Below are 18287 nucleotides of genomic sequence, written 5' to 3' on the forward strand. Positions count from 1 at the left end.
GCTGCAGCTCGTCCATCCAGGCCATCAACGCCGATGGCCCACATCCTCTTCACGACAAAGGCGCCGTGTTGCCCCTCCTGCTCCAGCAGGCCGGGGCGGCCGGCGCTTTTTTCGTTCATTCGGGCAGGAGACAGATCGATGAGCAGCAGCGAGGTGCGCAGCGTTTGCCCGTATTGCGGGGTAGGGTGCGGCATCGTCATGTCTGTGGTCGACGGCAAGGTCAGCAAGATCAGCGGCGACAAACAGCACCCGAGCAACTTCGGCCGCCTGTGCACCAAGGGCCTGACGGCGCACCTGCCGCTGAGCGCTGCCGGGCGCATGGAGCATGCCTACGTGCGCCAGCAGCGCCACCAGGAGCCGGCACGCGACGCCATCGACCGCGCCATCGATCAGGCCGCCGGGCGCCTGCGGCGGGTCATCGACGAGCATGGCCCGGACGCCGTGGCTCTGTACGTTTCCGGGCAGATGTCGCTGGAGGCGCAGTACCTGGCCAACAAACTGGCCAAGGGCTTCATCCGCACCCGCCACATCGAGTCCAACTCGCGCCTGTGCATGGCCAGCGCGGGCAGTGGCTACAAGCTCTCCTTGGGCGCCGACGGCCCGCCCGGCAGCTACCAGGACTTCGAGCATGCCGAGGTGTTCCTGGTGATCGGTGCGAACATGGCCGACTGCCACCCGATCCTCTTCCTGCGTCTGCTCGATCGCGTCAAGGCCGGTGCCAGGCTGATCGTCGTCGACCCCCGGCGCAGCGCCACCGCCGACAAGGCCGACCTGTTCCTGCAACTGCGTCCGGGCACCGACCTGGCCCTGCTCAATGGCCTGTTGTACCTGCTACACCAGGACGGCAAGACCGACACCGGCTTCATCGCCCGCCACACCGAGGGCTGGGAGGCGATGCCGGCCTTTCTCGAGGACTACACCCCGGCGCGGGTCGCCGCCATCACTGGCCTGGCCGAGGCCGACATCCGCCAGGCCGCCGAGTGGATCGGCACCGCGGGCGACTGGATGAGCTGTTGGACCATGGGCCTGAACCAGAGCATCCACGGCACCTGGCACACCAATGCGCTGTGTAACCTGCACCTGGCCACCGGCGCCCTCTGCCGTCCTGGCAGCGGCCCGTTCTCGCTGACCGGCCAGCCCAATGCCATGGGCGGGCGGGAAATGGGCTATATGGGGCCAGGCCTGCCGGGGCAGCGTTCGGCGCTGGTCGAGGCCGACCGCGCGTTCGTCGAGCAGCGATGGGGCCTGGCCCCGGGTAGCCTGCGCAACGAGGGCGGCGAGGGTACCGTGGCGCTGTTCGAGCACATGAAAGCCGGTGCGGTGAAGGCCTGCTGGATCATCTGCAGCAACCCGGTGGCCAGTGTCGCCAACCGCCAGCAGGTGATCGATGGCCTGCGCCAGGCGGAGCTGGTGATCAGCCAGGATGCCTTCCTCGACACCGAGACCAACCGTTACGCCGACATCCTCCTGCCTGCCGCCCTGTGGGCAGAAGGGGAGGGGGTGATGATCAACAGCGAGCGCAACCTGACCCTCATGCCCCAGGCCGTCGAGCCTCCCGGCCAGAGCCTGCCTGACTGGCAGATCATCGCCCGTATCGCCTGTGCCATGGGTTACGCCGAGGCCTTCGACTACCCCGACGCCGAGGCGGTGTACGACGAGATCCGCCGTTTCTGGAACCCCGCCACCGGCTACGACCTGCGCGGCATCGGCTATCCCGAGCTGCGCCAAAAGCCACGCCAGTGGCCCTGTGCACCGGGGCGCGAGGACGACCGCAGCCCGCTGCGTTATCGCAACGACGGCGTCAGCCAGCAGCTGTTGCGCGACGAGCAGGGCGAGCTGCCGGCGCTGGCGTTCCCCACCGCCAGCGGCAAGGCGCACTTCTTCGCCCGCCCCTGGCTGCCACCGGCCGAACTGCCCGACACGGACTTTCCGCTGGTGCTCAATACCGGGCGCGTGCAGCACCAGTGGCACACCCTGACCAAGACCGGCAAGGTACCGAACCTGAACAAGCTCGAGCCTGGGCCCTTCGTCGAGCTCAACCCCGAGGACGCCAAGCGCCTGGGCATCGCCGACAAGGACCAGGTGGCGATCCGCTCGCGTCGCGGCCAGGCCGTGCTGCCGGCGCGGATCAGCGAGCGGGTGATGCCGGGCAATTGCTTTGCGCCCTTTCACTGGAACGACCTGTATGGCGAGCAACTGGCGATCAACGCCGTGACCTGCGACGCGGTGGACCCTGTCTCGCTGCAACCGGCCTTCAAACACTGCGCCGTGGCCCTGGAGCGGCTCGCGGGAGAACGCATCGAGGCCCTTGAACTGACCCCAGCCATCACCGCGGAGCCTGCCAGCATGCCGACCGCCACCCTGTCCCGCCTGCTTGGCCTGGATACCCTGCCCACGCCCGTCCTGGCCGACGAGGAGCGTCATTACCTGCAGGGCTTCCTGCTTGGCCTGGAGCAGGGCCAGGCCAGGCAGGCGGTGCCGAGCCTGCCGGACGCCGCGCCGCTGTCACCGGCCCAGCGCTTGTTCGTCGATGGCCTGCTGGCCGGCCTGTTCGCGCAGCCGGCGACGCAGTCGGCGGAGCTGCCGGCGGCATTGCCAAAGGCACCGTGCCACCGGGTGCTGTGGGCGTCGCAGACCGGCAACGGCGAAGCCCTGGCCGAACGCTGCGCTCAGCGCCTGCGCGATGCCGGCCTGGCGGTCGAGCTCAGTTGCATGGAGGCGGTCAGCCCTCGTCAGTTGCAAGGGGCCGCCAGCGTGGTGCTGATCGCTAGCACCTTCGGCGACGGCGAGGCCCCCGACAGCGGCGCGGCGTTCTGGCAGGCCTTGCAGGGCGAGGAGGGCAGCCACTGTGCCGAGCTGCCCTATGCCGTGCTGGCCCTGGGCGACTCCAGCTACGCGCAGTTCTGCGGCTTCGGCCGCCGGCTCGACCAGCGCCTTGCCGAACTCGGCGCTCGGCGCCTGCTGTCGCGGGTCGACTGCGAGCCGGAGTTCGACGAGGCCTTCAGCGCCTGGCTCGACGCCCTGCTGCCGGAGCTGGGCAGCCCGGCAGCTCCGCCGGCGCCCCCCGTGTCGGCCCCGGTGTCCCTCTACAGCAAGCAGCAGCCCTGGCCAGCCAGGCTGCTGGAGAACCGCCTGCTCAATGGCCCGGGCGCCAGCAAGGAAACTCGCCAGTTGGTGTTCGACCTCAGCGGCAGCGATTTCACCTACCAGGCTGGGGATGCTCTCGGGGTGTGGCCGCGCAACTGCCCGGCGCTGGTCGAGGAGCTGCTGGCGCTGATGAAGCTCGACGGCCAGACACCGGTCGAGCTCAAGGGCCATCCGGCCATGCCACTGGCGACCGCCCTGGAGCGGCACCTGGAGATCGCCCGGGTCACCCGCCCGCAACTGGAGGTCTTCAGCCGTTGCGCCGACGACCTGCAGCGCCTGCTGCAGCCAGGGCAGGAAGCCGCGCTGGGCGACTGGCTGTGGGGGCGGCAACTGGCCGACGTGTTGCGTGCGTTTCCCCAGGACTTGCCGCTGGCCGACTGGTTGGCCCTGCTCAAGCCGTTGCAGCCGCGCCTGTACTCGATCAGTTCCAGCCCTGCGGCTCATCCTGGGCAGGTCCACCTCACCGTTTCCACGGTGCGCTATGGCACGCGCAAGGGCGTGTGCTCGACCTTCCTCGCCGACCGTGCCGAAGGGCTGGAGGTGGCGATCTTTCCCCAGGTGTCGAAGCACTTCCGCCTGCCGGACGATGACAGTGCCCCGGTGATCATGGTCGGCCCCGGCACCGGCATCGCGCCGTTCCGCGCCTTTCTCGAAGAGCGCCAGGCGCGTGGAGCGAGCGGGCGCAACTGGCTGTTCTTCGGCGAGCAGCACGAGGCGAGCGATTTCTACTACCGCGACCAGTTGCTGGCCTGGCAGGCCAGCGGCCACCTGCGCCTGGACACCGCCTTCTCCCGCGACCAGCAGGCCAGGATCTACGTCCAGCAGCGCATGCTCGAGCAGGGCGCGCAGCTGTGGCGCTGGCTGGAGGAGGGGGCGTATTTCTACATCTGTGGCGATGCCCAGCGCATGGCCAAGGATGTCGATGCCGTGTTGCGCCAGGTGGTGGCCGAGCAGGGCGGCATGAGCGCGGAGGCGGCGGATGCCTATGTCGAGGCGCTGAGCAGGGACAAGCGCTACCGGCGCGACGTGTACTGAAATGCACCGGGATGGGGAGAGGCGCACCGCAATGGTTCGATATCGTCAACGAGCATTCGGTTGCTCCTCCACAGGGGCGCTGCAAGTCCTGGGTTGAGCGCTTGGCACGCTCCCTGCTTTGAGAAGGTTACAACACGCCCCGCCGGTCAACGGCGACCCGCAGGGGCCTCACACTGATGAGTACAGGCAAAGGCGCCTGGAGCTTCGGCTCCAGGCGTTTTTTTTCGTCTTGAGCGCGGGTAGCCCCGCGAACCGTGAGCGAGGATCGGCGATGAAGGCAACAGAGAACGGCGGACAACGGCAACGATTGGTCATCGTTGGCAACGGCATGGTCGGCCATCACTGCATGGCGCAACTGGTCGAGCGCGGTGCCTTGGCGCACTTCGAACTGCGGGTGTTCGGCGAGGAGCGCCAGCACGCCTACGACCGGGTACACCTGTCGGCATACTTCAATGGCAGCGACGCCCAGGCCCTGGCCCTGTGCGAGGCGGGGTACCACGACCGCCATGGCGTGCACCTGCACCTGGGCGAGGCGGTCCTGGAGATCGACCGCGAGCGCCGCGAGCTGGTCACCGCCGAGGGGCGCTACGGTTACGACGTGCTGGTCCTGGCGACTGGCTCCTATCCCTTCGTGCCCTCGATCGAGGGCTCCAGCGGTGCCGCGCGCCTGGTCTACCGGACCCTGGACGACCTCGATGCCATCCGCGCCGCCGCCGGCGAGGCCCGTCGCGGCGTGGTGGTGGGCGGCGGCTTGCTCGGCCTGGAGGCCGCCAACGCGCTCAAGTCCCTGGGCCTGGAAGCCCATGTGGTGGAGTTCGCCCCACGGCTGATGCCGGTGCAACTGGACGGCGAGGGCGGTGCCGCGCTGCGTGCACGCATCGAGGCGCTGGGCGTTGGCGTGCACCTGGCCCGGGCCACCCAGTCGATCACCGCCGGGGAAGGCTATCGCTACCGCATGAACTTCGACGGTGGCGAGTCCCTGGAGACCGACCTGATCGTGTTCTCCGCCGGCATCCGGCCCCAGGATGCCCTGGGCCGCGCCTGTGGCCTGGAGATCGCCCCGCGCGGCGGTGTGGTGATCGACGGCGAATGCCGCACCAGCGACCCGCGGATCTTCGCCATCGGCGAATGCGCCTCGTGGAACGGCAGCGTGTTCGGCCTGGTGGCGCCGGGCTACGCCATGGCCCGCAACCTCGCCGCGCGCTTGCTCGGCGAACCTGCCGAGGCCTTCGCCGGGGCCGATATGTCGACCAAGCTCAAGCTGCTGGGTGTCGACGTCGGCTCCATCGGCGACGCCCATGGCGCCACGCCGGGCGCGCGCAGCTACCGCTTCATCGACGAGGCCAATGCCGCCTACCGGCGCCTGGTGGTGGACGCCAGCGGCAAGCGCGTGCTCGGTGCGGTGCTGGTGGGCGACAACAGCTACTACGACACCCTGCTGCAGTACGTGCAGAACGGCATCGCCCTGCCGGTTGACCCAGCGGCCCTGATCCTGCCGCAAGGGGGTGGCGCACCGGCGCTGGGCGCCGATGCGCTACCCGACAGCGCGACGCTCTGCTCCTGCCACAACGTCAGCAAGGGAGCGGTCTGCGCGGCCATCGACAGTGGCTGCACCGACCTGGCGGCGGTCAAGGGCTGCACCAAGGCCGCCACTGGCTGCGGCGGCTGTGCGGCGCTGCTCAAGCAGGTCTTCGAGCACGAGCTGGGAGCCCGTGGCATCGCCGTCGACAAGCGCCTGTGCGAGCACTTCGCCCATACCCGCCAGGAGCTCTATGCACTGGTGCGGGTCGAGGGCATCCGAACCTTCGACGAACTGCTCGCGCGCCATGGCGAGGGCCATGTCGGCTGCGACATCTGCAAGCCGGCGGTGGGTTCGATCCTCGCCTCGTGCTGGAACCAGCCGATCATGGACCCGGCCCTGGTGCCATTGCAGGACACCAACGACACCTTCATGGCCAACATGCAGAAGAACGGTACCTACTCGGTGGTGCCGCGTATTCCTGGCGGCGAGATCACCCCCGACAAGCTGATCGCGATCGGCCAGGTGGCGAAGAAATACGACCTCTACACCAAGATCACCGGCGGCCAGCGCATCGACCTGTTCGGCGCCCAGTTGCACGAGCTGCCGCTGATCTGGGGCGAGCTGATCGAGGCCGGTTTCGAGACCGGGCACGCCTATGGCAAGTCGACCCGCACGGTCAAGTCCTGCGTCGGCAGCACCTGGTGCCGCTATGGCGTGCAGGACAGCGTCGGCATGGCCCTGCGCCTGGAAGAGCGCTACAAGGGCCTGCGCTCGCCGCACAAGCTCAAGTTCGCCGTGTCCGGCTGCACCCGCGAATGCGCTGAGGCGCAGAGCAAGGACATCGGTGTGATCGCCACCGACAAGGGCTGGAACCTGTACGTGTGCGGCAACGGCGGCATGCGTCCACGGCATGCCGAACTGTTCGCCACCGACCTCGATGACGAAACCCTGGTGCGCCTGATCGACCGGGTGCTGATGTTCTACATCCGCACCGCCGACAAGCTGCAGCGTACCTCGGTCTGGCGCGAGAGCCTGGAGGGCGGCCTGGATTACCTCAAGGCGGTGATCCTCGACGACAGCCTGGGTCTGGCCGCCGAACTGGAGGCGCAGATGCAGCATGTGGTCGACCAGTACGAATGCGAGTGGGCCAACGCCCTGAAAGACCCCGAGAAACTCAAGCGTTTCCGTACCTTCGTCAACGACCGGCGCGCCGACCCGGACGTGCATTTCGTCCGCGAGCGCGAGCAGCGCCGGCCCGTTGCCCCCCTGCACCTGATCCCCACCATCGAGGAGGCTGTCTGATGAACCTGTCCAATGCCGCTGTCGTCCAACAACCCAACTGGCAGGCGGTCTGCCATGTCCAGGACCTGGTCGCCGATTCCGGCGTGGTGGTCTGGCACGAGGGCGCCCAGGTGGCGCTGTTCTACCTGCCGGGGCAGGCGCAGCCGCTGTACGCCATCGACAACCGTGACCCGCGTTCGGGGGCCAATGTCATCGGCCGTGGGCTGGTGGGCAGCCTGCAGGGCGAACTGGTGGTCGCCGCGCCCTTGTACAAGCAGCATTTCAGCCTGGAAAGCGGGCGCTGCCTGGAGGACCCGGCCCAGGCGCTGCGCGTGTGGCCGGTGCGTTTGAAGGGCGAGGCGGTGGAGTTGGCGGTCTGAACGATTCAGCCTGCTCTTGCAGCGTACGGTGCGACGCTGCAAGCTGCCGGGCATGAACCTCGATACCCGTATCAAGTACCGCCACCTGCTGTGTTTCCTGGAGATTGCCCGGCAGGGCAGCCTGGCCAGGGCGGCCGACATGCTGGCGATCAGCCAACCGGCGATTTCCAAGACCCTCAAGGAGCTCGAGGACCTGCTCGAGACGCGGCTGTTCGAGCGTTCCCGCCAAGGGGTCGAGCTGACCCCGGCGGGGGTGCGCTTCATGCGCTATGCCGGGCCCAGCGTGCAAGCCCTGCGCGATGGTGTGAGCACCCTGCGCGGCGAGGCCCGGGTGCTGTCGCAGGTGCGCATCGGCGTGTTGTCGACGGTCGAGAGCCTGCTGATGCCCGAGGTGCTGTGTCGCCTGCACCAGCGGCACGAGGCCCTGGTGGTCGGCGTGGTGACCGGTGCCAGCGCCCAGTTGCTCGGGCAGTTGCGCCTGGGCGAGCTGGAACTGGTGGTCGGGCGCATGACCGACAGCCCGCAGATCCAGGGGCTGTCGTTCGAGCACCTGTACAGCGAATCGATGACCTTGGTGGTACGGCCAGGGCACCCCTTGCTGGCGCGCCAGCCCGTGGAGCGCGCCCGGGTCGGTGACTACCCGCTGGTCTTGCCGCCGACGGGCACCACCATTCGCCAGCATGCCGACAGCCTGTTCGTGCAGTGCGGGATACAACTGCCGGCGCAACGCCTGGAAACCTTGTCCCTGGCCTTGAGCCGGCGCTACCTGCTGGGTAGCGATGCGGTCTGGGTGGCGCCCCGTGACGCCGTCCTGATCGATCTCGGGCGCGGCGAGCTGGCCGAACTCGACCTAGGCGTGCGCGAGCCTGGCGGTTCGGTGGGGATCTGTCGTAACGCCGCCTTGGCGCAGAGCCTGCCGGCGCAGTGGGTGTGCGAAGTGCTGCGGGAGGTCGCGGCGCAGTACAGGGACGGGCACTATCCCTGAACACGTCGCTGGCACCGCCGGATGGACAAGCCTTCATCCGCTGAACTTCTCGCCCGCAGGCCGTTCCTATGCCGGTAGCCATTGGTCGTGGCAGCCTGATAAGCTCGCGGCTTTACCCTGATTGCCCTCATGGCGCATGAACAAGGAAATAGCATGAAACAGCATCGTTTGGCGGCTGCGGTTGCCTTGGTTGGCCTGGTCCTGGCGGGCTGCGACGCACAGACCAGCAGCGTCGAGCTGAAGACTCCGGCACAGAAAGCCTCCTACGGTATCGGCCTGAACATGGGCAAGAGCCTGGCTCAGGAAGGCATGGAAGACCTTGATTCGAAAGCGGTGGCCCTTGGCATCGAGGACGCGGTCGGCAAGAAGGAGCAGCGCATCAAGGACGAAGAGTTGGTCGAAGCCTTCACCGCCCTGCAGAAGCGCGCCGAGGAGCGCCTGGCCAAGGCCAGCGAGGAAGCCGCTGCCGCTGGCAAGAAGTTCCTCGAGGAAAACGGCAAGAAGCCAGGCGTGGTCACCACCGCCTCGGGCCTGCAGTACGAAGTGGTGAAGAAGGCCGACGGCCCGCAGCCCAAGCCTACCGACGTGGTCACCGTCCACTACGAAGGCAAGCTGATCGACGGCAAGGTGTTCGACAGCTCCGTCGAGCGTGGCAGCCCGATCGACCTGCCGGTCAGTGGCGTCATCCCGGGTTGGGTCGAAGGCCTGCAACTGATGCACGTCGGCGAGAAGTACAAGCTGTACATCCCGGCCGACCTGGCCTACGGCGCGCAGAGCCCGAGCCCGCTGATCCCGGCCAACTCGGTGCTGGTGTTCGACCTGGAGTTGCTCGGCATCAAGGATCCGAGCAATCCGGAAGGCGAGGCACCGCAGGCCGAAGAACCGGCCAACTGAGCCTGGCTCCAGCCACGACGCCCCGTTTTGACGGGGCGTCGTCGTTTCTGCGCCCGACTCGCCCGCGAACCTCACGGGGCCTGTACTGTCCGAACAACAGCGTAGACTTTTCACGCGAGTGCTTCGGACGTTTCTGACGCAAATCGTTTGCGGATCTGAAACGACTGTGTAAAAAACGGCCGATCTGAGCGAGGCCCTTGCCCGATGGGCACCTCGCGGCGGAAACTGCACCCTGTTCACAAGGTTATCCACAATAAATGTGGATAACCTTCCTGCCGATCTGGAGGCCCCATGAGCGCACCCTGGAATTTCGCCCGCTTCCTGCCCCTGGCCGAGCGCCTGCTCAGCCGTGGCCGGCTGCCAGCCTTGCTGTTCGCCGTGGCGCGCAAGGGCCCGCGGCTTGGCCAGTTACGCGAGGATGTGCGCCTGTTGCAGGCGTTGTGCTTGGCCTGGTGGCGCGGCGAGTACCGTGCCATCAGCCCCAAGGCCCTGTTGACCGTGGTGGCGGGGCTGCTGTATTTCGTCAGCCCCCTCGATGCCATTCCCGACTGGCTGCTGGGCGTCGGCCTGCTCGACGACATCGCCGTGCTGGGCTGGGTACTGAAGACCGTGGCCCACGAGCTGGCGCGCTTCAAGGCCTGGCGCGACAGCCAGGCGCCCGACCGGCTGCGGGTGGTCGAGCGCCTGCCGGATACCCCCGAAGCCCTGCGTCTGGAGCGGCGTGCGCCCTGAAATTGGCTTGAACTGCACAGACTCCCGAGCTTGGTAATATAATTGGCATAAGGATTATGCCTACGGATTACATGCTGTAATCCTACGTAAGGGGGTGGTAATGGGTATTCAGGTCATCAGCCGGGACGGTCAGCCCGAGTACGCCGTCGTTCCCTGGGAGCAGTACCAGGCACTGCTCAAGGCCGCAGGACAGGCGCCTGCCGATGCTGGGGAGAGCGAGGCGGCAGCGGCGGTCGACGGCAGCAGCCAAGGCACCAGCCGGCCCTCCCTGGCCGAGCTGGCGCACTTGCGTCAGGCCAAGGGGCTGGCGCCGGAACAACTGGCGCGCAATGTCGGTATCAGCCCAGCCTACCTGGCCATGATCGAGGCCGGCGAGCGCCAGCCAGATGCCGCGATCCTGCGCAGCCTGGCGTGGCACCTGGGCGTTGCCGGCTGGAGCGAGCCGTCATGAGCCAGGTCAGGATCAGCCGCCAGCATTGGGAGAGCCTGCTGAGCGAGCTTGATCTGGCCCGCCGTCAACGCCACCTGCTCACCTACCGCGCGCTGCTAGAGCGCCTGCAGTTGCCCAGCCCGGCCATGCAGACCCTGACCGCTGCCCTGGAGTACCTGGCGGTGCTCGACGCCCGGGCCGACCAGCCGCTGCGCAGTTCGCTGGTGATCAGCCAGGGCGCCAGCCGGTTGCCGCGTACGGGGTTCTTCGAATGCGTCGAGCGTCTGGGGCGCTTCTCCGGACCGGTCGACGGCATGGAGGCGGCCTCCTGGCACGCCTCGGAAGTGGTTCGGGTATTCGAGTACAGCTATCCCGAAGAGGCGTGATGCGGGCACCCAGAAAAAGGGCCGGACGTTCGCACGTCCGGCCCTTCTTGTTTGCCGATACCGCGAGGCCGGATCATTCCGCCCTCGCGCTGTCGACCCGCATTCAGTGCTTGGCCACCTGGGCGTTCAGGCTCAGGTAGTCGAGCAGGATGCGGCCCGTCTCGGACAGGTAGGCGTCGTCCTCCGGCTTGGTGTTTTCCTCCTCGGCCAGCAGGGCATCCTCGTCTTCCTTCTTCAGCTCCTTGAGCGGCTCCTCGCCCTTGGCCTTGCGCCGGGTGTTCTCCAGCGCCAGCTGCTTGGCTTCGATCGCATCGTGGCGGGCGCGGCGCTCCTGTTCGTTGAGGCTGACGGTCTTCTCGTTCATCAGCTTCTGGGTCAGGGCCAGGCGGTCGCGGATGTAGGCGAACTCCGGATCCTTGGCGCTGCGCGCATCATGCCGTGCCTTGAGCTCGGCCAGGAACGGCTTGAACGGGTCCACCGCCGGGCGTACCACCGGGCGGATGGTGTCCCACGGCATGGCCTCGGGCAGGGCGCTCTCGCCGATTTCCTTGGTGTCGATGATCGACGGGTAGTCGATGTCCGGCAGCACGCCCTGGTGCTGGGTGCTCTGCCCGGAGACACGGTAGAACTTGGCCAGGGTCAGCTTGAGTTCGCCATGGTTGAGCGGCTGGATGGTCTGCACGGTGCCCTTGCCGAAGGTCTGGCCACCGATGATCAGGGCGCGGTGGTAGTCCTGCATGGCGCCGGCGAAGATCTCCGAGGCCGAGGCCGAGAGGCGGTTGACCAGCAGCGCCAGCGGGCCTTTGTAGAAGGCGCCGGTGTTCTCGTCCTCGAGCACGTCGACGCGGCCATCGCTGTTGCGCACCAGCACGGTGGGGCCCTTGTCGATGAACAGGCTGGTCAGCTCGGTGGCCTCCTGCAGGGAGCCGCCGCCGTTGTTGCGCAGGTCGATGACCACGCCGTCGACCTTTTCCTTGTTCAGCTCGGTGAGCAGCTTCTTCACGTCGCGGGTGGTGCTCTTGTACTCCGGATCACCGGCACGGTAGGCCTTGAAGTCCAGGTAGAAGGCCGGGATCTCGATGATCCCCAGCTTGTAGTCACGACCGTCCTGCTTGAGCTTGAGCACCGACTTCTTCGCCGCCTGCTCCTCGAGCTTGACCGCCTCGCGGGTGATCGACACCACCTTGGTGGTCTGGTCGTTGGGCGCATTGCTGGCCGGGATGATCTCCAGGCGCACCACCGAGCCTTTCGGGCCACGGATCAGCTTGACCACTTCGTCCAGGCGCCAGCCGACCACATCGACCATCTCCTTGTCGCCCTGGGCCACGCCGATGATCTTGTCGGCCGGGGCCACCTGCTTGGTCTTGGCCGCGGGGCCGGCCGGCACCAGGCGAACGATCTTGACCTGGTCGTTGTCGCTTTGCAGCACCGCACCGATGCCTTCGAGCGACAGGCTCATGTTGATGTCGAAGTTCTCGGCGTTGTCTGGCGACAGGTAGTTGGTGTGCGGGTCGTAGGACTGGGCGAAAGTATTGATGTAGGCCTGGAAGATGTCCTCGGCGCGGGTCTGGTCCAGGCGCGACAGCTGGTTCTTGTAGCGCTTGGTCAGGGTTTCCTGGATCTGCTTGGGTTCCTTGCCGGCCAGCTTCTGGCGCAGCACCTCGTCCTTCACGCGCTTGCGCCACAGGTCGTCGAGCTCGGCCTCGTTCTTCATCCAGGGGGCGTCCTTGCGGTCGACCAGCAAGGTTTCACGGACGCTGAAGTCCATCTTGTCGACGCCCTTGCCCAGTTCGGCCAGGGCGAACTCCAGGCGCGACTTCACCCGGTCCAGGTAGCGTTTGTAGATGGTGAAGCCGGGGTCGAGGTTGCCACTTTTGAGGAAGTCGTCGAACTGGGTCTTCCATTTGTCGAACTGGGCGATGTCGACCGCGGTGAAATAACTGCGCGACGGGTCGAGCAGCTTGATGTAGCTGTCGTAGATGATGATCGAACGGGCGTCGTCCAGGGGGGGCTTGCTGTAGTGGTGGCGCTTGAGCAGTTCGACCACGTTGAGGCTGGCGACGATCTCGTCACGGTCGGGCTGCAGGCTGTCCCATTTGTTGGCGGCCGCCGCATTGCCACCGAGCGTCAGGCTGCCGAGGCCGATCATGAGGGCCAGGGCCGTGCTGGGCAGGAAATGCTTCATGCTGATTCGACGTAAAGGCAATTGATCACGCATAGTAGGCCGTCTTTTCCGTTCGCCGGTTCCACAGGAGCCGGACGCATACTGCAAAAAGCCTGGGACATGGCGATCCCAGGCTCAGTCATGACTCAACTATGGAGGCACTGTGAAGGCATTGCAAGGCGTTGACGGACATGTGGTGTGGGGCGAGGTCGAGCGCCCGATCTGTGATGCGGGCCAGGTACGCATTCGGGTGGCGGCCGCGGGACTCAACCGCGCCGACCTGCTCCAGCGCGCGGGCCTGTACCCGCCGCCGCCGGGTGCCAGCCCTTACCTGGGCCTGGAGTGTGCCGGGGTGATCGAAGAGGTCGGCGCCGGTGCCGACTGGCGTGTGGGCGATCGGGTCTGTGCGCTGCTGGCCGGGGGTGGCATGGCCGAGGAAGTGGTGGTGGATGCCCGCCATGTGTTGCCAGTGCCCGAAGGCCTGAGCCTGCACGAGGCGGCGGGGATTCCCGAGGTCTATGCCACGGCCTGGCTGAATATCTTCCAGCTCGGCGGGCTGAAGGCCGGCGAGAAGGTGCTGGTGCATGCCGGAGCCAGCGGCGTTGGCTCGGCGGCGATCCAGCTGTGCAAGGCGTTCGGCAATCCGGTGTGGGTCAGCGTCGGCTCCCGGGACCGCCTGGCCTACTGCCAGGGCCTGGGGGCGAACGGTGGCGTGGTGCGCAACGAGAACCTCGACGACCTGGAGGGCCTTGCCCCGTTCGACGTGATCCTCGACCCGGTGGGCGCCAGCTACGGGCCGCTCAATCTCAAGCTGCTGGCGCGTGACGGGCGTTGGGTGATCATTGGCCTGATGGGCGGGCGCAAGGTCGAGCTGGACCTGGCGCTGGTGCTGGGCAAGCGCTTGCAGGTGACCGGTTCGACCCTGCGTAACCGCGACGATGCGTTCAAGGCGGAGTTGCTGCGCGACCTCGGCCAGCAGGTATGGCCGCTGTTCGCCGAAGGGCGGCTCAAGCCGCAGTTGGTGGACAGCTACCCGGCGGCCCTCGCCGAGGCGGCATTTGCCGAACTGGCCAGCAACCAGGTATCGGGCAAGCTGGTGCTGGTGATCGACGAGACCCTCGTCTAGCCAGCGCCGTTCCATTCGCGGCGGTCCAGCGCTCCGGCCCGCCGCGAATGGAGCCTCAGCTCCAGCTCAGGATCGGCCAGCCATTGATCTGGGCATGCTCGCGCAGCACTGGGTCCGGGTTCACCACGTGGGGGTGGTCCACCCTCAGCAGCAACGGCAGGTCATTGCGCGAGTCGGAATAGAAACTCGCTCCTTCCAGGTTCTCCTGCTCCTGGTCCAGCCACTCCAGCAAGCGGGTGATCTTGCCCTCGCGGTAGGTCAGCACGCCGTGGGTCTTGCCGGTGTATACGCCATTGACCGCCTCCAGCTCGATGGCCAGGTACTCCTCGACCCCGAGCCGCGCGGCGATAGGGCCGACCAGGTGGGTGCCGGAGGCGGAGATGATCAGGATGCGGTCACCCAAGCGGCGGTGCTCGGCGATGCAGCGGCAGGCATCGCCATAGATGATCGGCTCGATCACGTCCTCGACCCAGGGCTCGACCAGGTGCTCCACCTCTTCCAGGGTGCGCCCGGCGATCGGCTCCAGGCTGAACGCCATGTAGTCCTCCATCTGCAGGTGGCCCTTGCCGTAGGCCTCCATCAGCTCATGGTCGCGGCGCAGGAATTCCTTGCCATCGACCCAGCCCAGGCGGGCCATCTGCTCGCTCCACAGCGATGCACAGTCGCCGTGGATGAGAGTTTCGTCCAGATCGAAAATTGCCAATGCCATTGCGTTAGTCTCCTAGGCCACTTCTCGTAGCGCCGTGGGGTCGATCGACAAGCCTACCTGCTGCCCGTCGGCATGCAGGTCGGCGGACGAGCGATTGAGCACGTCCACCACCAGTTCCACGCCACGAACCTCGACCCGGTAGCGGATCACGTTGCCCAGCAGGCTGTGGCTGCGTACGTAGCCTTGCAGCTCGCCGCCCGCACCCAGGCTGATGGCCTCCGGGCGGATCGCCAGGCGGCTGGCCACCGGGCGTTGCAGCAGGCGGCTGGCACTGTCGGGGTCGAGCAGGTTGTAGTTGCCGATGAAGCCTGCGGCGAACAGGTCCACAGGTGCGGTGTAGAGCGTCTCGGCATCGCCGCTCTGGACGATGCGCCCTTGGTTCATCAGGAAGATGCGGTCGGACATCGTCAGCGCTTCTTCCTGGTCGTGGGTAACGAAGATGGTGGTCAACCCCAGCTCGCGCTGGATGGCGCGGATCTGTTCGCGCAGGTGCTTGCGGATGCGCGCATCCAGGGCCGACAACGGCTCGTCGAGCAGCAGCAGGCGCGGCCGGGTCACCAGCGAGCGGGCCAGGGCCACGCGCTGGCACTGGCCGCCCGACAACTGATGCGGGTAGCGTTCGGCGAAACTGCCCAGCTCCACCAGCTCCAGGGCCTCGCGTACCCGCGCCTGGCTTTCGCCGGCCTTGATCTTCTGCATGCGCAGGCCGAAGGCGACGTTCTGTTCCACGGTCATGTTGGGGAACAGCGCATAGCTCTGGAACACCATGCCGACTCCACGCTTCTGCGGGCTGAGTGGCACCAGGTCGTGGCCATCGAGGAGGATCTGGCCGCTGTCCACCGGTGTGAGCCCGGCAATGCAGCGCAGCAGGGTGGACTTGCCGCAGCCGGAGGGGCCGAGCAGGGTGACGAATTCGCCGCGCTCGATCTGGCAGTCGATGTCGTGGAACACCGGGTTGCCGGCATAGCGCTTGTGCAGTTTGCGGATGCTGACGAAGCTCATCGTTGCGATTTGTCCTTGTTCAGGCGGTTGGCGACCCAGGTCAGCGCCAGCACGAAGGCGAAGTAGGATATTACCAGCGCGCTGTTGAAGTGGCCGCTGCTGTTGCGCATGTTGTTCAGGTACACCTGCAAGGTCTCGTAGCGGGTACCCACCAGCAGGTTGGCGAAGACGAATTCGCCGAACAGGAACGAGAACGACAGCAGCAGCGCCACCATCAGGCCCTTGCGCAGGTTCGGCAGCACCACCAGCAATGCCGCCTGCCAGGTGCTGGCGCCGAGCAACTGGGCGGCGTCCATCAGGTCGCGCAGGTTGATCGCCTGGAGGTTGTTGGTGATGGCTCGGTACATGAACGGCAGGGCGATGGTGAAGTAGCAGCCGATGAGGATCCACGGCGTGCCGACCATGGCCATCGGGCCGCTGCCATACAACTGCAGCAGGCCCACCGAGGACACCACCGGCGGTACCGCGAAGGGCAGCAGGATGAGGATGTTCATCAGTGCATCCAGGCGCGGGAAGTGGTAGTGCACCACGAACAGCAGCGGCAGGATCAACAGCACCGACAGCACCAGGGCCGCGACGCACACCAGCAGTGACTGGCCGAAGGCGGCGAGGAAGCGCGGTTCGCTCCACAGCGCCAGGTACCATTTGAAGGTCAGGCCGCTGGGCAGCAGGCTCGCCGACCAACTGGTGGCCAGGGAGTAGAGCAGGGTGCCGGCCAGCGGCAGCAGCAGGATGAGAAACAGCAGGTACACCACTATCCGGTGGTAGAGGCTGCCGCGGGGTTCAGCGCGCATGGTAGCTCCTTCTCAGCAGCCATTGGTGGACCACCGTGACCAGGGTCATCAGCCCCACCAGCACCATGGCCAGGGCGCTGGCCAGGTTCGGGTCGAGGGTGATGTCGCCGGCCACCAGGGCGGCGATGCGGATCGGCAGCACGTTGAAATTGCCGGTGGTCAGGGCGTAGACCGTGGCGTAGGCGCCCAGGGCATTGGCCAGGAGGATGACGAAGGTGCCCAGCAGCGCCGGGGTCAGCACCGGCAGGCCGATGTGTCGCCAGTACTGCCAGTGGCTGGCACCGAGCAGCGCGGCGGATTCGCGCCAGTCTTCGCGCAGGGCGTCGAAGGCCGGGTAGAGCAGCAGCACGCCCAGCGGGATCTGGAAGTAGGTGTAGACCAGGATCAGCCCGCTCTTGGAGTAGATGCTGAAGTCCTCCAGCAGGCCGACCTGCTTGAGCAGCAGGGTCAGGGCACCGTTGAAGCCCAGCAGGATGATGAAGGCGAAGGCCAGCGGCACCCCGGAGAAGTTGCTGGTCATGTTGGCGAAGGCGCTGACGAAGTCGCGCAGCTTCGAGTCGACCTGGCGCAGGGAGTAGGCGCCCAGGGTGGCGATCACGATGCCGAACAGGCTCGACCAGAAGCTGATTTCCAGGCTGCGTTGCAGCGCCTGCAGGTAGAACTTCGAGGCGAAGATCCGGCTGAAGTTGTCCAACCCCCAGCCGCTTTCGCCTTGCAGGCTATGGAGGGCGACCCAGCCCAGCGGGGCGATCTGGAAGATCACGAAGAACACGGCGAACGGCAACAGGCAGAGCAGGGCGAGGTAGCGGCCTCGAGGGCGGGCATTCACTTGAGCAGCTCCCGGCACAGCGATTTGTCGTGGGGGGCTCCGAGCAGTTCGCAGAGGGTGCCGCACAGCTCGGTCTGCAGGGGCTTGGCAGCCGGGTCAAGGCTGAACGCGTCGCCGAAGACGAACAGCGGCACCTCCCGTTCCTCGGCCAGCAGGCCGTTGTGCGAGCGATCGTTGTTCATGCCGTGGTCGGCGGTGACCAGCACCTGATAGCCCTCTTCCAGCCAGCGTGGCAGGTAGTCGGCCAGGAGGATGTCGGCCGTGCGCGCGGCATTGCGGTACTGGGCGCTGTCCAGCCCATGGCGATGGCCGGCGTCGTCGATGTTCATCGGGTGCACCAGCAGGAAGTTCGGGGCATGGCGGCGGCGCAGGTACTCGGCGTCGGCCAGCAGGTGCGAGTCGGGGTAGTGGTCGGCGTAGTAGAACAGGCCGTGCTGGATCGGCAGCTTCGGCGCGTGGGTGTGGCGGTCGCGCAGCGGGTCGAACGGCGAGCGGTTGTACAGCTCGCTGATCCAGTGGTAAGCCGCCGCCGCGGTACCCAGCCCGGCTTCGCGGGCATAGTGGAACACGCTGCGTTGGGTGGACAGGCGGTTGATGTTGTTGTGCACGATGCCGCTGTCGATCGGTGCGACACCGGTGAGGATGCATTCGTACAACGGCCGGGACAGTGCCGGCAGTTCGCACTCCAGGCGGTACAGGGCGGCGCGGTCGGCCTCGACGTAGGCATGCAGGTGGCCCATGGCATGGTGGGCCACCTGGTGGTTGAGGCCGTCGAGCAGGACCAGGATGACGTTGTGTTGCATGGGGGGCTCCGTTCAGCGGCAAGCTACAAGTAAAAGCAGGGCGTGCGATGGGCCAATGCCGGTCAGTT

The 18287-nt window shown here is 66.7% G+C and carries 15 protein-coding genes; 9 read left to right on the forward strand and 6 right to left on the reverse strand.

The features are described 5' to 3' along the window. Positions 1 to 138 precede the first annotated feature (138 nt). The 8 genes from NJF35_RS19885 to NJF35_RS19920 all read left to right on the forward strand — a co-directional run bounded on the left by NJF35_RS19885 (position 139) and on the right by NJF35_RS19920 (position 10792). Positions 139 to 4182: a bifunctional nitrate reductase/sulfite reductase flavoprotein subunit alpha gene (locus NJF35_RS19885; protein ID WP_253091403.1), complete on the forward strand. Its 4044-nt coding sequence runs from the start codon at positions 139 to 141 to the stop codon at positions 4180 to 4182. Positions 4183 to 4453: 271 nt separating this feature from the next. Next, positions 4454 to 7006, forward strand: coding sequence for a nitrite reductase large subunit NirB (gene nirB / locus NJF35_RS19890; RefSeq protein WP_253091404.1), 2553 nt, complete (start codon positions 4454 to 4456; stop codon positions 7004 to 7006). Beyond that, positions 7006 to 7365 carry a nitrite reductase small subunit NirD gene (gene nirD, locus NJF35_RS19895; RefSeq protein WP_253081101.1) on the forward strand — a complete coding sequence of 120 codons (360 nt, stop codon included), beginning with the start codon at positions 7006 to 7008 and terminating at the stop codon, positions 7363 to 7365. Before nirB ends, nirD begins: the two co-directional genes overlap by 1 nt. 52 nt (positions 7366 to 7417) lie before the next feature. Further along, complete coding sequence (gene pcaQ, locus NJF35_RS19900; protein ID WP_253091405.1) at positions 7418 to 8350, forward strand: pca operon transcription factor PcaQ; 933 nt, start codon at positions 7418 to 7420, stop codon at positions 8348 to 8350. Between the two features lie 153 nt (positions 8351 to 8503). Continuing rightward, the gene (locus NJF35_RS19905) at positions 8504 to 9244 is read left to right on the forward strand and encodes an FKBP-type peptidyl-prolyl cis-trans isomerase (protein ID WP_225788272.1); all 741 of its coding nucleotides are present in this window, start codon (positions 8504 to 8506) and stop codon (positions 9242 to 9244) included. Positions 9245 to 9535: 291 nt separating this feature from the next. Continuing rightward, positions 9536 to 9976, forward strand: coding sequence for a YkvA family protein (locus NJF35_RS19910; RefSeq protein WP_253091406.1), 441 nt, complete (start codon positions 9536 to 9538; stop codon positions 9974 to 9976). Positions 9977 to 10076: 100 nt separating this feature from the next. Next, a complete protein-coding gene (locus NJF35_RS19915) occupies positions 10077 to 10427 on the forward strand; it encodes a helix-turn-helix domain-containing protein (protein WP_225788270.1) in 351 nt (116 codons plus the stop codon). After that, positions 10424 to 10792: a hypothetical protein gene (locus tag NJF35_RS19920; RefSeq protein ID WP_225788269.1), complete on the forward strand. Its 369-nt coding sequence runs from the start codon at positions 10424 to 10426 to the stop codon at positions 10790 to 10792. The genes NJF35_RS19915 and NJF35_RS19920 overlap by 4 nt, the downstream gene beginning before the upstream one ends. 103 nt (positions 10793 to 10895) lie before the next feature. Here the strand turns inward: NJF35_RS19920 and NJF35_RS19925 are convergent, their stop codons facing one another. Continuing rightward, the gene (locus NJF35_RS19925; protein ID WP_253091407.1) at positions 10896 to 12977 is read right to left on the reverse strand and encodes a carboxy terminal-processing peptidase; all 2082 of its coding nucleotides are present in this window, start codon (positions 12975 to 12977) and stop codon (positions 10896 to 10898) included. Positions 12978 to 13119: 142 nt separating this feature from the next. Here NJF35_RS19925 and NJF35_RS19930 point away from each other — a divergent pair, with 142 nt between their 5' ends. Then, positions 13120 to 14082 (forward strand): NAD(P)H-quinone oxidoreductase, encoded by a 963-nt coding sequence (locus NJF35_RS19930; protein ID WP_253091408.1) that lies wholly within the window; start codon positions 13120 to 13122, stop codon positions 14080 to 14082. Between the two features lie 55 nt (positions 14083 to 14137). On the opposite strand, the gene NJF35_RS19935 is transcribed toward NJF35_RS19930, so the two are convergent. From NJF35_RS19935 to NJF35_RS19955, 5 genes are read right to left on the reverse strand one after another with little or no spacing between them, the layout of a single operon-like run. Next, positions 14138 to 14791, reverse strand: coding sequence for an HAD family hydrolase (locus tag NJF35_RS19935; RefSeq protein ID WP_225788266.1), 654 nt, complete (start codon positions 14789 to 14791; stop codon positions 14138 to 14140). 12 nt (positions 14792 to 14803) lie between these two features. After that, positions 14804 to 15793, reverse strand: coding sequence for an ABC transporter ATP-binding protein (locus NJF35_RS19940; protein WP_225788265.1), 990 nt, complete (start codon positions 15791 to 15793; stop codon positions 14804 to 14806). After that, positions 15790 to 16587: an ABC transporter permease gene (locus NJF35_RS19945; RefSeq protein ID WP_253091409.1), complete on the reverse strand. Its 798-nt coding sequence runs from the start codon at positions 16585 to 16587 to the stop codon at positions 15790 to 15792. The genes NJF35_RS19940 and NJF35_RS19945 overlap by 4 nt, the downstream gene beginning before the upstream one ends. Further along, a complete protein-coding gene (locus NJF35_RS19950; protein ID WP_225788263.1) occupies positions 16577 to 17416 on the reverse strand; it encodes an ABC transporter permease in 840 nt (279 codons plus the stop codon). The genes NJF35_RS19945 and NJF35_RS19950 overlap by 11 nt, the downstream gene beginning before the upstream one ends. After that, positions 17413 to 18219, reverse strand: coding sequence for an alkaline phosphatase family protein (locus NJF35_RS19955; protein ID WP_225788262.1), 807 nt, complete (start codon positions 18217 to 18219; stop codon positions 17413 to 17415). Before NJF35_RS19955 ends, NJF35_RS19950 begins: the two co-directional genes overlap by 4 nt. Positions 18220 to 18287 lie beyond the last annotated feature (68 nt).

Source organism: Pseudomonas guariconensis, assembly GCF_024127895.1.
Taxonomy (GTDB): domain Bacteria; phylum Pseudomonadota; class Gammaproteobacteria; order Pseudomonadales; family Pseudomonadaceae; genus Aquipseudomonas; species Aquipseudomonas guariconensis_B.

What these genes read in the sequence shown, in the direction of transcription:
- NJF35_RS19885 (WP_253091403.1), top strand. Translation starts at nt 139, where the DNA reads ATGAGCAGCAGCGAGGTGCGCAGCGTTTGCCCGTATTGCGGGGTAGGG.
- nirB (WP_253091404.1), top strand. Translation starts at nt 4,454, where the DNA reads ATGAAGGCAACAGAGAACGGCGGACAACGGCAACGATTGGTCATCGTT.
- nirD (WP_253081101.1), top strand. Translation starts at nt 7,006, where the DNA reads ATGAACCTGTCCAATGCCGCTGTCGTCCAACAACCCAACTGGCAGGCG.
- pcaQ (WP_253091405.1), top strand. Translation starts at nt 7,418, where the DNA reads ATGAACCTCGATACCCGTATCAAGTACCGCCACCTGCTGTGTTTCCTG.
- NJF35_RS19905 (WP_225788272.1), top strand. Translation starts at nt 8,504, where the DNA reads ATGAAACAGCATCGTTTGGCGGCTGCGGTTGCCTTGGTTGGCCTGGTC.
- NJF35_RS19910 (WP_253091406.1), top strand. Translation starts at nt 9,536, where the DNA reads ATGAGCGCACCCTGGAATTTCGCCCGCTTCCTGCCCCTGGCCGAGCGC.
- NJF35_RS19915 (WP_225788270.1), top strand. Translation starts at nt 10,077, where the DNA reads ATGGGTATTCAGGTCATCAGCCGGGACGGTCAGCCCGAGTACGCCGTC.
- NJF35_RS19920 (WP_225788269.1), top strand. Translation starts at nt 10,424, where the DNA reads ATGAGCCAGGTCAGGATCAGCCGCCAGCATTGGGAGAGCCTGCTGAGC.
- NJF35_RS19925 (WP_253091407.1), bottom strand. Translation starts at nt 12,977, where the DNA reads ATGAAGCATTTCCTGCCCAGCACGGCCCTGGCCCTCATGATCGGCCTC.
- NJF35_RS19935 (WP_225788266.1), bottom strand. Translation starts at nt 14,791, where the DNA reads ATGGCATTGGCAATTTTCGATCTGGACGAAACTCTCATCCACGGCGAC.
- NJF35_RS19940 (WP_225788265.1), bottom strand. Translation starts at nt 15,793, where the DNA reads ATGAGCTTCGTCAGCATCCGCAAACTGCACAAGCGCTATGCCGGCAAC.
- NJF35_RS19945 (WP_253091409.1), bottom strand. Translation starts at nt 16,587, where the DNA reads ATGCGCGCTGAACCCCGCGGCAGCCTCTACCACCGGATAGTGGTGTAC.
- NJF35_RS19955 (WP_225788262.1), bottom strand. Translation starts at nt 18,219, where the DNA reads ATGCAACACAACGTCATCCTGGTCCTGCTCGACGGCCTCAACCACCAG.